11 protein-coding genes are annotated in these 13915 nt (G+C 67.3%); 7 read left to right on the forward strand and 4 right to left on the reverse strand.

What is annotated here, in order from left to right; all coding sequences use genetic code 11:
* Positions 1-63 precede the first annotated feature (63 nt).
* The 3 genes from J5226_RS05375 to J5226_RS05385 form a co-directional block, all read right to left on the reverse strand.
* Complete coding sequence (locus J5226_RS05375; RefSeq protein WP_215838827.1) at positions 64-1059, reverse strand: META domain-containing protein; 996 nt, start codon at positions 1057-1059, stop codon at positions 64-66.
* Between the two features lie 132 nt (positions 1060-1191).
* Positions 1192-1704, reverse strand: coding sequence for a DUF2750 domain-containing protein (locus J5226_RS05380; RefSeq protein WP_215838828.1), 513 nt, complete (start codon positions 1702-1704; stop codon positions 1192-1194).
* A 10-nt stretch (positions 1705-1714) separates the two neighbouring features.
* Positions 1715-2521: an undecaprenyl-diphosphate phosphatase gene (locus tag J5226_RS05385; RefSeq protein WP_215838829.1), complete on the reverse strand. Its 807-nt coding sequence runs from the start codon at positions 2519-2521 to the stop codon at positions 1715-1717.
* 279 nt (positions 2522-2800) lie between these two features.
* Between J5226_RS05385 and glnA the strand changes: the two genes are divergently transcribed.
* The 7 genes from glnA (at position 2801) to J5226_RS05420 (ending at position 12754) form a co-directional block, all read left to right on the forward strand.
* Positions 2801-4210: a type I glutamate--ammonia ligase gene (gene glnA / locus J5226_RS05390; protein ID WP_215838830.1), complete on the forward strand. Its 1410-nt coding sequence runs from the start codon at positions 2801-2803 to the stop codon at positions 4208-4210.
* A gap of 132 nt (positions 4211-4342) precedes the next feature.
* Entirely contained in the window at positions 4343-4798 is a 456-nt protein-coding gene (locus tag J5226_RS05395; protein ID WP_215838831.1) for a GNAT family N-acetyltransferase, read from the forward strand.
* Positions 4799-5021: 223 nt separating this feature from the next.
* Entirely contained in the window at positions 5022-5861 is an 840-nt protein-coding gene (locus J5226_RS05400) for a TorF family putative porin (RefSeq protein WP_215838832.1), read from the forward strand.
* Positions 5862-5897: 36 nt separating this feature from the next.
* Complete coding sequence (locus J5226_RS05405; protein WP_215838833.1) at positions 5898-6236, forward strand: P-II family nitrogen regulator; 339 nt, start codon at positions 5898-5900, stop codon at positions 6234-6236.
* Positions 6237-6312: 76 nt separating this feature from the next.
* The gene (locus tag J5226_RS05410) at positions 6313-7641 is read left to right on the forward strand and encodes an ammonium transporter (protein WP_215840328.1); all 1329 of its coding nucleotides are present in this window, start codon (positions 6313-6315) and stop codon (positions 7639-7641) included.
* A gap of 585 nt (positions 7642-8226) precedes the next feature.
* Complete coding sequence (locus J5226_RS05415; RefSeq protein WP_215838834.1) at positions 8227-10899, forward strand: TonB-dependent receptor; 2673 nt, start codon at positions 8227-8229, stop codon at positions 10897-10899.
* A 289-nt stretch (positions 10900-11188) separates the two neighbouring features.
* Positions 11189-12754 (forward strand): sodium/solute symporter, encoded by a 1566-nt coding sequence (locus J5226_RS05420; RefSeq protein WP_215838835.1) that lies wholly within the window; start codon positions 11189-11191, stop codon positions 12752-12754.
* A 47-nt stretch (positions 12755-12801) separates the two neighbouring features.
* On the opposite strand, the gene J5226_RS05425 is transcribed toward J5226_RS05420, so the two are convergent.
* The gene (locus tag J5226_RS05425) at positions 12802-13890 is read right to left on the reverse strand and encodes a LacI family DNA-binding transcriptional regulator (protein ID WP_345778197.1); all 1089 of its coding nucleotides are present in this window, start codon (positions 13888-13890) and stop codon (positions 12802-12804) included.
* Positions 13891-13915 lie beyond the last annotated feature (25 nt).

Here is a 13915-nt window from a genome sequence, read left to right on the forward strand (position 1 = left end):
ACCAGATGAACGCGGCCCCGTGCGCAACGGGGTTTTGCGCGTTCAGCCGCGGGTCGGGCGCGCTCAGCGGTTTTCGTGCACCGCTTTCGCGGACGCGGTCTTGCCTGGATCCCGCGTATCCGGCGCATGCGCCGGCGCGCTCGGCGCGACCGCGCCGGCGAGGGGGATCGTGCGCTGCACGAGATAGGTACCGCGGCGCATCGGATGCGAGCCCGGCGGCGGCGCGTAGTAATCCAACACCAACGCCTCGTGCGTGCCGGGCCGATGGCGGTAATCGCGGATCGCGTCGGCGAAGCGGTACCAGTCCGAGACCGGGCGCAGTTGCGCGTCGGTGCTCAGACGGCGCACCCACAGGCAGCGCGGTTCGCCGAAAACGTCGTCGCAGTTGCGTTCGTCCGGCGCGATCTCCAACACCAGCGGCAGCGCCCGCGCGCCCCATACCGCGTCGGTGGTCTGCAGCACGAAGCGCGAGCCGTCGCTGCTGGTCAGGCGCAGGCGCTGGCGTACGCCCTCGCCGTCGAGGGCGAAGCGGAACGGCGGCGACAGGTGGACGCGCGCCGGAGTCGCGGCGCCGGAGGCGCGCGCGTCCAGACAGCCGACCGTCGTTTGCGCGGTGTCGGGCGCTTCGATCCGGTCGCCGTCGATGCGGTAGGCGCCGAACATATCGCCGCATTGGCCGGTGATGCTCAAGCGCTTGTTCGGGCCGAACTGCAAATAGATCTGCAGGTGTCGGTCGGGTTGCAGTTCCGGAATCGGCCGGTCGTCGGGGCCGGTCGCGGTCAGCACCTGCCAGCGATAGCCCTCCAGGCCCTGGTTGGCGGCCGGCGCGGCCGGCAGCGGCGGCGCCGGCGGCTGCAACGGTTTAGCCGGCATCGGCGGCGGTGGCGGCAGGGTCGCCGCGGCGGGCGGCGTCTCGCCGGGTTGCGCGGTCGCGGCCGATTGCGTGCCGCTTTCGGCCGCGGCGCAAGCGAGCAGGACGCTGCCGGCCGCGGCGCACGTCAGCGCGCGCAGCAGGGGGCGGCCGGAGCCGCGAGGGATACGGCGGACTAAGTCGAGCATGAGGGCCGGCGCAATAGGGACAGCGCACAGCGTGCAGCCATCCCGTCGCGCAGACATGCGTGCGATCACATTATCGAAGCTTCGTACAAGCGGCCGCGGTATCCGGCGTCCCGCCCGGAGCGCGGACGCCGCTCACTTCTCCGGCTTGGCGAACTTCTGCGCCAGCGCGCGCTGCGCCTGGGCGAGGTCGAGCTTCGCCGGCGCGCCGTCGTCGTCGTCGGACTCGCCCGGCAACGCCACGCCGCCGGCATCGTCGGCGATCACTGCATCGAGGTGCTCAAGCAACTGCGCCGGCGCCACCACCGCGCATTGCATGCCGGTGTCGGGAAACACGCCGACGCCGACGCCGTCCGCGCTCATCGCCGCGGCCGCGCGTTCGCGCCACGTAGCGAGTTCGCGCATCGCCGGCGCGTAGCCCGCGAGCTTGGGCGCCTGCGCCAGCGCGGCGCGCGCGGTCGCCGCCGACGGCCACGCCGGCAGCAATTCCTGGCCGTCCTCGTCGAACAAGGTCAGCAAGTAGTCGCCGGATTCGGCGACCCAGAAGCGGCCCTCGCGCGCCACCGCGGCCACGAAGGCGGCGTAGCGCTCCGGCGAGGACAGCGCTTGGTCGTCGAGCAGTTCCTGTTCCCAGTGCGGATCGGTCATGGCGGTGTCCTCAGGCGCCGCTCGGCATCAGCAGCAACAGCGCGGCGCCGAACGCGACGCGGTAGATCGCGAACGCGGTGAAGCGGTGGCTCTGGATGTAGCGCAGCAGCCATTTGACCGCGATGAAGGCGGTCACCGCCGAGGCGACGAAGGCCACGCCGAGCGCGCTCCAGTCCTCCTGCGCCGCGGCCGGGGTGCCGACCACGCCGAGCAGCTCGTAGGCGCTGGCGGCGAACATGGTCGGGATGCCGACCAGGAACGCGAACTCGGTCGCCGCCGCGCGCGAAGTGGTGCCGGCCAGCAAGGCGACGAAGATCGTCGCCGCCGAGCGCGAGGTGCCCGGAAACACGCCGGCCACGACCTGGGCGATGCCGACCAGGGCCGCGACCGTCCAGGTGATCTCGCTGCGTTCGCCGAGCGCGGCCGCGCGCTTGGCGGCGAAGTGTTCGGCCGCGACCATCCACACGCCGCCCAGCACCAGCGCCCAAGCGATCGGGGTGACGTGGTCGGGCAGGGTGAAGCCGGCCTTCTTGACCACGATCCCGAGCACCGCGGTGATGCCGAAGGCGAGGCCGAGCTTGAGCAGGTAATCCAGGTTGTCGCGCTGAGTGAAGCCCAGCGCCAGTCCCCACAAGCGCTTCCAGTAGATCGCCACCACCGCGAGGATCGCGCCGGCCTGGATCGAGATGTTGAACAAGTCCGAGCGCGCGCCGAGCCAGTGCTGGGCGATCAGCAAGTGGCCGGTGCTGGAGATCGGGAGGAATTCGGTGATGCCTTCGATGATGCCGAGGAGGAGGGCGGCTAGGAGGTCAGTCATGCTTGGGGGGTGAAGGGAATGAGGGGAATGAGGGGAGCGGGGAATGGATGGAGCGGGGCGGCGGGCAGGATAGCCGATGCGGCGTTGCACTAAATTGGTGCGTGGTAGCGGTTTTCTGATTCTTTTTGGTGCCTTGTGGGGCTGGGACGATCTGGGGTGACTGAATAATCAAGGGTTTAGGATCGGATTTGTGTTGGCACGCCCCTTGCTTTCTCTACAACGTCACCGCGTTCCCGCCATTCCCCGCTCCCCTCATTCCCTTCATTCCCGGATCCAACCATGTCCCTCGAACACGTCGAAAAGCTCATCAAGGACCACAAGGTCGAATTCGTCGATCTGCGCTTCACCGACATGCGTGGCGTGCAGCATCACGTGACCTTCCCCAAGTCGATCGTCGAGCCGAGCCTGTTCGAGGACGGCAAGATGTTCGACGGTTCCTCGATCAGCGGCTGGAAGGGCATCAACGAGTCGGACATGATCCTGCTGCCCGACGCCTCGACCGCGTTCCTGGATCCGTTCACCGCCGATCCGACCGTCGTGCTGACCTGCGACATCCTCGACCCGGCCACCATGCAGGCCTACTCGCGCGACCCGCGCGGCGTGGCCAAGCGCGCCGAGGCCTACCTCAAGTCCAGCGGCGTCGCCGATCAGGCCTTCTTCGGCCCTGAACCCGAGTTCTTCATCTTCGACTCGGTGCGTTACGCCAACGACATGGGCCACACCTTCTTCCACATCGATTCGGAAGAAGCCGCGTGGAACTCGGGCCGCGAATACGAAGGCGGCAACAGCGGCTACCGTCCGGGCGTGAAGGGCGGCTACTTCCCGGTCGCGCCGCTCGACTCGCTGCACGACATCCGCGCCGAGATGTGCAAGACGCTGGAACAGGTCGGCATCGAAGTCGAAGTGCACCACCACGAAGTCGCCAACGCCGGCCAGTGCGAGATCGGCACCAAGTTCAACTCGCTGGTCGCCAAGGCCGACGAGCTGTTGACGATGAAGTACATCATCAAGAACGTCGCCCACCGCAACGGCAAGACCGCGACCTTCATGCCCAAGCCGATCGTCGGCGACAACGGCAGCGGCATGCACGTGCACCAGTCCTTCGCCAAGGGCGGCGTCAACCTGTTCTCCGGCGACGGCTATGGCGGCCTGTCGCAGATGGCGCTGTGGTACATCGGCGGCGTGTTCAAGCACGCGCGCGCCATCAACGCCTTCACCAACTCGGGCACCAACAGCTACAAGCGCCTGGTGCCGGGCTTCGAGGCGCCGGTGATGCTGGCCTACTCGGCCCGCAACCGCTCGGCGAGCTGCCGCATTCCGTACGTCGCCAACCCGAAGGCGCGCCGCATCGAAATGCGCTTTCCCGACCCGATCCAGTCGGGCTACCTGACCTTCGCCGCGCTGATGATGGCCGGCCTGGACGGCATCAAGAACCAGATCGACCCGGGCGCGCCGAGCGACAAGGATCTCTACGACCTGCCGCCGGAAGAAGAGAAGGGCATCCCGACCGTGTGCCACTCGCTCGATCAGGCCCTGGAAGCGCTGGACAAGGACCGCGACTTCCTCAAGGCCGGCGGCGTGTTCACCGACGACTTCATCGACAGCTACATCGCGCTGAAGATGCAGGAAGTGACCAAGTTCCGCGCGGCGACGCATCCGCTGGAATATCAGATGTACTACGCCGTCTAACGCGGCGCCCGCAGCGCGGCCGAACCCGCGGCCGCGCTGCAATCGACAACGATCGTATCCCCAGGGCGGCGGCCTCGCGCCGGCGCCCGCGGGCCTTGCTTTGGGTTTTTCCACGAAGGAGCGCGGCGACCGATGCAGATCCGAGCCGGCCAACTCGACCGTCCCGAGGTGATCGCGTTGCTGCGCGAACACCTGCAAGGCATGGCCGAACTGTCGCCGCCGGAGAGCATCCACGCGCTCGACCTCGACCGCCTCAAGCATCCGGACATTAGCTTCTGGAGCGCGTGGGACGGCGACGACCTGCTCGGCTGCGGCGCGCTCAAGCGGCTCGACGCCGGCCACGGCGAAATCAAATCGATGCGCACCGCCGATGCGCATCGCCGCCGCGGCGTGGCCGCGGCGATGCTCGAACACCTGCTCGAAGAAGCCGCGCGGCGCGAGTACCGGCGATTGAGCCTGGAAACCGGCTCGATGGAAGGATTCGAGCCGGCGCGCAGGTTGTACGCGCGTTACGGCTTCGACTACTGCGGGCCATTCGCCGATTATCGCGACGACCCCAACAGCGTGTTCATGAGCAAGGCGTTGTAACCCGCACGGCCCGAAGCGAACGCTTCGGGCCGCGTTCGTTTTAGCGGTTCGCTTTTTCGATCACCACCAATCAGGAGGACGCGCACGACGGGCCCAACCCGCCGCAGGGCGGCTTGTTTCCGAAAAAAGCGCAGGGGCGACAACGAAGCGCCCCGCGACCGCGACACGTACCGAGCACGAACCAATGACCGGGGAGGGGCCACCGTTATGAGGAGCCTGCGTCATGTCGTCTCACACCAGCGAAACCACCACCGATGCCGTCGCCACCACGGCGTCCCGCGTCAGGACGACGCCCGCACACGCTCCGATCCACGTCCAAGCGCTGCGCCGCGCCGCGCTCGCCTGCGCGCTCGCCTGCGCGGCGTCGCCGGCCTTCGCCGGCACGTCGGGCTCGGTCGCGCTGACCACGGACTATCTGTTCCGCGGCGTGTCCCAGACCAACCAGAAACCGGCGCTGCAGGCCGGCATCGAGTACGCGCACGACAGCGGCTTCTACGTCGGCGCCTGGGGCAGCAACGTCAGTTGGCTGTCGGATACGGTCGTCGTCGGCGACGACATCTCCAACAGCCTGGAGCTCGACGGTTACGTGGGCTATCGCGGCAAGGCCGGGGAGCTCTTCTCCTACGACGTCGGCGCGCTGACCTACTACTACCCGGGCGACTATCCCTCGGGCTTCAACAGCCCCAACACGACGGAGATCTACCTCGGCGGCACGCTCGCGCCGAGCGAGACGGTGTCGATCGGGCTCAAGTACTCCTACGCCGTCACCGATCTGTTCGGCTACGCCGATTCCGACGGCTCGGGTTATCTCGACGCCAGCCTCAACTGGACCTTCCAGCCGGGCTGGACGCTGAACCTGCACGGCGGCAAGCAGTGGATCGAGAACAACAAAGCCTACGAGTACACCGACTGGAAGCTCGGCGTGACCAAGAGCTTCGACAACGGCTTTTCGGTCGCCGCCGCCTACAGCGACACCGATGCCGAGAAATCGCTCTACACCAACGCGCACGACAACTTCTTGGCCGATAGCGCCTTCACCCTGACCGTCAGCAAGTCGTTCTGACGCCGCGCCAGCACACTCACACTCAGGAGCCGCGAGATGAAACTGATCGTTGCGATCATCCGCCCGTTCAAGCTCGACGAAGTGCGCGAAGCGCTCACCGAAGTCGGCGTATCGGGAATCACCGTCACCGAAGTCAAAGGCTTCGGCCGACAAAAGGGCCACACCGAGTTGTATCGCGGCGCCGAGTACGTCGTGGATTTCCTGCCCAAGCTCAAGGTCGAATGCGCCGTCCCCGACGGCCTGCTCGACGCCGTCTTGGAGGCGATCCAGAACGCCGCGCGCACCGGCAAGGTGGGCGACGGAAAAATCATCGTCCTGCCGGTGGAGAACACGGTGCGCATCCGCACCGGCGAACTCGACGACGACGCCCTCTGACCCCGGCCTGCGAGAAATCCTCATGAAGTACGCGACGACGTTCGATTCCCGCTCGCGCGAGCGGATGTGCAAGACGATGTGGGCCGCGCTGCCGCTGGCGGCGCTGCTGGCCTTCGCTCCGGCCCACGCGCAAGACGCGGCGGCGGCCGCCGAGGCGGTAAAACCGGTGGTCGACAAGGGCGATGTGGCCTGGATGCTGACCTCGACCTTGCTGGTGTTGTTGATGACCGTGCCCGGCCTCGCGCTGTTCTACGGCGGGCTGGTGCGCTCGAAGAACGTGCTGTCGGTGCTGATGCAAGTGCTGGCGGTGTTCTCGCTGATCGTGCTGCTGTGGGTGACCTACGGCTATTCGCTGGCCTTCGCCGGCGGCAACGCCTTCATCGGCAGCTTCGACAAGCTGTTCCTCAAGGGCGTGAACAAGGAATCGCTGGCGGCCACCTTCAGCGCCGGCGTGTCCCTGCCCGAGTACGTGTTCGTGGCGTTCCAGTCGACCTTCGCCGGCATCACCGGCGCGCTGATCGTCGGCGCCTTCGCCGAACGCATCAAGTTCGCCGCGGTGCTGCTGTTCGCGGCGATCTGGTTCACCTTCGCGTACCTGCCGATCGCGCACATGGTCTGGTACGGGCCGGACGGTTTCTTGTTCGCCAAGGGCGCGATCGACTTCGCCGGCGGCACGGTGGTGCACATCAACGCCGGCATCGCCGGTCTGGTCGGCGCCTACTTCGTCGGCAAGCGCGTGGGCTACGGACGCGAAGCGCTGAAGCCGCACAACGTCACCTTCACCATGATCGGCGCGTCGCTGCTGTGGGTGGGCTGGTTCGGCTTCAACGCCGGTTCCAACCTGGAAGCCACGGCGGGCGCGGCGCTGGCCTTCCTCAACACCTTGCTCGCCACCGCGGCGGCGGCGTTGGCGTGGAGCCTGGTGGAGAAGATCGTCAAGGGCAAATCGTCGATGCTCGGCGGCGCTTCGGGCGTAGTCGCGGGTTTGGTCGCGATCACCCCGGCCTGCGGCACGGTCGGCCCGTTCGGCGCCATCGCCATCGGCGCGATCGCCGGCGCGGCCTGCGTGTGGGGCGTGCACGGGCTCAAGCGCCTGCTGCGCGCGGACGACGCGCTCGACGTGTTCGGCGTGCACGGCCTCGGCGGCATCATCGGCGCGCTGTTGACCGGCGTGTTCAGCGCGCCCGCGCTCGGCGGTTTCGGCCTCGGCGCGGGCAACGACAGCATCGCCGCGCAGGTCGGCGTGCAGGCGCTGAGCGTGGGCATCACCGTGGTCTGGTCGGGTGTGGTGTCGGTGGTCGCCTTCGTCATCGTCAAGGCCGTGGTCGGCCTGCGCGTGGCCGAGGAAGCCGAACGCGAAGGCCTGGACATCACCACGCACGGCGAATCGGCGTACGAAAGCTGAGTCGAACGCCCCTCTCCCGACTGGGAGAGGGGCCGGTATCCGCGTGTAGGAGCGGCGTGAGCCGCGACCACGACACCTCGCTTACGACGCAACCCGATAGAACGCGATCGCGGCTCGCGCCGCTCCTACAGTCGCTGCGACGGGACGATGCAGTTGTGTGCACACCATCGCAACGCGCGAGCGCAGAACCCGCGCCGCACCCGCGCAACCCGCGTGATGCGCTGCGCAATCCACGAACGTATACGTTTCAGCGCCGCCGCCCTTGCGCGCGCGCCGCAGGCACGACTTTGGTCTAAGCCCTCATCGCATCGCGTCGCGATGAAAACGCTTACCGTCCGCCAACGCGTGATCCGCATCACGCAAGCGCCGCACGCCTGTCCTGTCCCGCGCAGTCGACGATTTCCGCTGAAATCGTGCTGCATCGCCGCATACTGTCCGCTTTGTTGACAGCGCTGTCATGACCGGGCTAAAAGCTCCGCGCATCTTTCGGCCGGCTCCGTCGCAGGGGGCGTCCGCGCCGCGCTCGCCACAAAACACCACGACAACACGACCGGCTCGCGCCGGCCCCGGGGAGGGGATGTTCCGATGAACGTGCGTAACCGTTGTTCGCGTTTGAGCCTTGCGATCTTCGCCGCGCTGCTCGCCGGCCACGCCGCCGCGCAAGAGGCCGCGCCCGCCGCGGCGGACGATGCGCGCGCCGCCGCGTCGTCGAAACAAGCCACCGATTTGGATTCGGTGATCGTCACCGTCGAGCGCCGCGCGCAGAGCCTGCAGAAGTACGCCGGCACCGCGCAGGCGCTGTCGCAGGACGATCTGCGCGGGCTCGGCATCAACAACGAACTGCGCCAGATCCAGGTGGCCGTGCCCGGCTTGAGCATCGCCAATCAGGAAGGCGCCACCGAGGTCTTCATCCGCGGCGTCGGTTCGTCGAACAATACCGAACTCGGCGATCCCGGCGCGGCGCCGCACATCAACGGCGCCTACATCCCGCGTCCGCGCGGCCTGGGCGGCATGTTCTTCGATCTGGAACGGGTCGAGATCAACAAGGGCCCGCAAGGCACGCTGCGCGGCCGCAACGCGCTGGCCGGCACGCTCAACATCGTGACCAAGAAGCCCGAGCTGGGCGGAGCATTCAGCGGCTACGTGCAGGGCGAAGTCGGCAACCGCGATCAGAAGGGCTACGAGACCGCGCTGAACTTCCCGCTCGGCGAATACGCCGCGCTGCGCTTCTCGGGCTATCACGTCGAGAAGGAAGCCGGCTTCAAGAACGTCGGCCTGTGGCAGCACCTCAAGCCCGCCGGCATCCAGGACGACAGCGCCGGCCGCTTGTCGTTCCTGTACGAACCCGACGAGAAGCTGCAAGTGTTCGCGATGCTCGACGTCGGCCGCGAGCTCGGCACCGGCTATCCGGGTGCGGGCGTGTTCCGCGCCGCGCAGGCCGGGTTCAAGCCGGAGGACATCGACCTGCGCTCGGTGGTCTATCGCGGCGTACAGGGCAAGGTCGACAACAAGCTGTGGGGCTTCCAGGGCCAGGTGCGCTACGACTTCGGCAACGTCAATCTGGAGTACAGCGGCAGCTATCGCGACGTCGATTACTTCCAGATCAACGCCGCCGCCGACGGCAACAGCTGGCCGGGCCGCGACCTGCGCGCGCGTCCGGCCGGCGAGCCGGCGACCTGGGGCGGCGTGGACTACGACAACTTCGGCACCAACTACCTGCAAGCGCGTTCGCAATCGCAAACCCACGAACTGCGCTTGTCCTCCGACGACGACGCGCGCTTCCGCTGGACCACCGGCGGCTTCTACTTCCACGAAAAGCAACAGGTCGGTTTCTTCGCCCTAGCCGACAAGGGCGCGTTCTACTCGGGCACCGAATTCACCATGCCCGACGTCGACGGTCGCTCGTGGGCGGCCTACGGCGACGGCACCTTCGACGTCAACGAACGCTTCCGGGTCAAGGGCGGCCTGCGCTACACCGAGGAACGCAAGTCGCGCGACGGCATCGGCGGCAACTGGACCATTGGCCTGGGCGGCGACGGCGGCGTGTTCCAGACCCGCCTGGGCACCGAAGGCTTCATGCCGACCTTGCTCGACCGGCCGAGCTTCGACGTCACCGGCCTCACCAGCAACGCCGATCTCGCCCGCTTCCTCTTGCAAGGCATCCTGCGCGCCGGCGCGCGCGACACCATGCAGCAGCAACTGGCGGGCATCGTCGACGGCAGCCGTCCGAACGGCACCTGCGTCGACCGCCCCGACACCGGCGGCAACACCGTGAACTGCCCGGCCAACGGCCAGCACAGCTTCGTGGTGCTGGGCGTGCCGTCGCCCCAGCACGGCTCCAGCGCGTTCGAGTTCACCGACTGGCGCCTGGGCTTCGAGTACGACCTGTCGCCGCGCAACCTGCTCTACGCGACGGTCTCCACCGGCCACAAGGCCGGCGGCTTCAACGACAGCTTCGACGTCAACGTGATTCCGGAAACCTACAAGCCGGAGAAGCTGACCGCGTTCGAGATCGGCTCGAAGAATTCGTTCGAATTCCTCGGCCGCACCTCGACCTTCAACATCAGCGGTTTCTACTACGACTACGACGATCAGGTGTTCCAGGACCTGAGCGTGATCGCGTTCAATCCCGATGGCGAGGCCACCGGCTTCGCTTTGGTCAACCGCAACGTCGGCAAGTCCGAGCTGTACGGCGTGGAAGCCGAGGGCCGGTTCCGCTTCGGCGCGGGCTTCACCCTGGATCTCAACGCGCTGTACCTGCACACCAAGATCAAGCAGGGCGTCGTCGCCGACGTGCGCAGCCAGGACTTCGGCAACGGCGGCATCACCTCGCAGATCGATCTGTCCGGCAACGAGTTGCCGCTGTCGTCGAAGTACACCTTCAACGCGCGCTTGCAGCAGGCCTTCGACGTGCCGGGCGGTACCTTCGACTGGCAGATCCTCGCCGCGTACCGCTCTTCGTTCTTCCTGACCCAGTACAACGACCGGCCGGTGACGTTCCTGCGCGACACCGCCGGCACCGTGGATCGCGTCGAGGATTCGGCCACGGCCGGCTTCCCGGACCGTCAGGACGGCTTCACCCAGATCAACGCCGGCGCCGGCTACACCACATCGAACGGTGCGTGGCGCTTCGAGTTGTGGGGCGCGAACCTGACCAACAAGGACATCTCGCAGAAGGCCTTGGTGGGTTCGGGCGTGAACACGCGCTTCCTCAACGACGCGCGCAGCTACGGCGTGCGCGTGCGTTGGAATTTCTGATGGCGGAGGTCCGGCGGCCGCGGTCATCGCGATCCGCGGCGCTATCGGCCATGACTGTGCGGCGTCCCTGCCTCGCTGCTTCGTCCCGCGCGTGTCCCCACGGCGCGCGGGCGGAGCGGCGGGGTGTCGTCGGATCCGCCGATGCGGCGCCGCCGCATTTTTCCGGCCCCGCGCCCCTGCGCCACCCCATTGCAATCGAATTCTTGCGCGAAACCCGCACCGAACCGTGGCCAGTCCGATCCGCCGCGGGTAGAACGGACGCCACCGCGCTGCGCATCCACGGTCCCGCATGAAACTTTCCTTGCTCGACACCGCCATCGTCCTGGCCTATCTCGCCGGCGTGTTCGTCCTCGCCCAATGGGTCTCGCGCGAGAAGGGCGGGCACGAGAAAACCGCCAAGGATTACTTCCTCGCCAGCAAGGCGTTGCCGTGGTGGGCCATCGGCGCCTCGCTGATCGCCGCCAATATCTCCGCCGAACAGATCATCGGCATGTCCGGCTCCGGTTATGCGCTGGGTTTGGCCATCGCCTCCTACGAATGGATGGCGGCGGCGACGCTGCTGGTGGTCGGCAAGTTCTTCTTGCCGGTGTTCCTGCGCAACGGCATCCACACCATGCCGCAGTTCCTGGAGGAGCGTTACGGCAACCGCATCCGCACGCTGATGGCGGTGTTCTGGCTCGGCTTGTACGTGTTCGTCAATCTGACGTCGATCGTCTGGCTCGGCTCGATCGCGGTGGCGCAGGTGACCGGCATGGACCAGATGCTGGCGTTGACCTTGCTGGGCGCGTTCGCGCTGGCGTATCAGCTCTACGGTGGGCTCAAAGCGGTCGCGCTGACCGACATCGTGCAAGTCACCTTGCTGGTGCTCGGCGGCTTGTTGGTCGCGGGACTGACGCTGAGCAAGATCGGCGACGGCGCGGGCATCCTCGCCGGCTTCGACAAACTGATGGCCGCGCATCCCGAACATTTCCACATGATCCTGCCCAAGGACAGCCCGCACTACGACAAGTTGCCGGGCCTGGGCGTGCTGCTCGGCGGCCTGTGGATCGCGCATCTGAGCTACTGGGGCTTCAACCAGTACATCATCCAGCGCGCGCTCGCCGCCAAGGATCTCAACGAAGCGCAGAAGGGCATCGTGTTCGCCGCCGCGCTGAAGATCGTGCTGCCGGTGATCGTGGTGCTGCCGGGCATCGCCGCGGTGGTGCTGTCGCCGGGGCTGGAGCGCTCGGACGATGCGTATCCGGCGATGATGGCCCTGCTGCCGCCCGGCGTGCTCGGCCTGGTGTTCGCGGCGCTGGTCGCGGCGATCGTTGCGTCGTTGGCGTCGAAGATCAATTCGGTGGCGACGATCTTCACCCTGGATTTCTACGCCAAGCGCCGCACCGATGCGAGCGAGCGCCAGCTGGTGCGGGTCGGCCGCATCGCCGCGGCGGTGGCGATCTTCATCGCCATCCTGACCGCGCGGCCGTTGCTCGGCGGCTTCGATCAGGGCTTCCAGTACATCCAGGAATACACCGGCTTCTTCACCCCGGGGATCGTGGTGATCTTTCTGTTCGGCCTGTTCTGGAAGCGCGCCAACGAGGCCGGCGCGCTCGCCGCCGCGGGCGGCTCGATCGCGTTCTCGCTGCTGTTCAAGTACGCGGTGTGGACCGACATGTCCTTCGTCAACCGCATCGGCGTGACGTTCGTGCTGTCGGCGGCGCTGATGGCCGCGGTGTCGCTGGCGACTGCGCCGCCGGCCGCGCGCGACCGCATCCGCCACGACGGCGTCAGCTACGCCACCGCGCCGGCGTGGAACGTCGCGGCGCTGGCGGTGCTGGCGATCCTGATCGCGCTGTACGCCGCGTTCTGGTGACGGCGCCGGCGCGAGCGACGGTTCGTCCTCGCGCCGCCGCGCGCGCCTCAGCGCTTGCGCGCGCGCGGCTTGCCGACCGCGCCGGTCGACTTGCGCAGCTGCAGTTCGTACGGCGCCAGAATCAGTTGGCCGGCGTCGGGCGCCTTGATCCGCTTGAACAGCTCGTGCGTGGCCAGCCGGCCCATCTCACGGGTGGGTTGGCGCACCGTGGTCAGCGGCGGATAGATCTGGCGCGACAGCGGCGTGTCGTCGAAGCCGCACACCGATACGTCGCCGGGAATCGACAAGCCCATTTCGCTGGCGGTGCGGATGGTACCGGCGGCCATGTCGTCGTTGGCGGCGAAGATCGCGGTCGGCGGATCGTCCATCAACAGCAGCCGCTGCGCGCAGATCGCGCCGGTGTCGTAGTGGAAATCGCCTTCGGCCACCAACCGCGGATCGAACTCGATGCCGGCCGCTTTGAGCCCGTCGCGATAGCCGTTCATGCGCCACTGGCTCGCGCCGTGTTCGGCATGGCCGGTGATGTGGGCGATGCGGCGGTGGCCGAGCGAGACCAGATGCGCCATCAACTCGCGCACCGCGCGTTCTTCGTCCAACACCACGCCGATGCGCTCGCCGCGCAGCTTGGGCGAGATGTTGGCGTAGGGGATGCGCAGCTGGCCGAGCCGCTTCATCAGGCCGGGATGATCGGTCAGCGGCGGCGTCAGCACCAAACCGTCGGCGCGCGAGCGCTGCACGATTTCGTCGACGTGCGCCACCAGCTTCTTGTCGGTGAAGTTCACCGGCGCCAGCATCAGGTTGTAGTGCTGGCTGTTGCAGGCGTCGAGCATGCCGGCCTGCACTTCCATCAGATAATTGCTGGACGGATTGTCGTACAGCAGCGCGACCAGGAACGAACGCTGCCCCGCGAGGCTGCGCGCCGACGGATTCGGCCGGTACTGCAGCTTGCGCGCGGCGGCCTCCACGCGCTTGCGCGTGTCTTCGCTGACGTTGGGTTCTTGGTTGAGCACGCGCGAAACGGTCTTCATCGACACGCCCGCCGCCTCCGCCACATCTTCGATGCGCACCCGCATGACCGGTCTGTTTCCTTGCTGCGTGTAGGCCGCATTCTGCCAGAACGCGCGGGCGGAACTCATCTGTTTTCGCGGCGTTTCGGCCGAA

This window comes from Lysobacter sp. K5869, from assembly GCF_018847975.1.
Classification (GTDB): domain Bacteria; phylum Pseudomonadota; class Gammaproteobacteria; order Xanthomonadales; family Xanthomonadaceae; genus Lysobacter.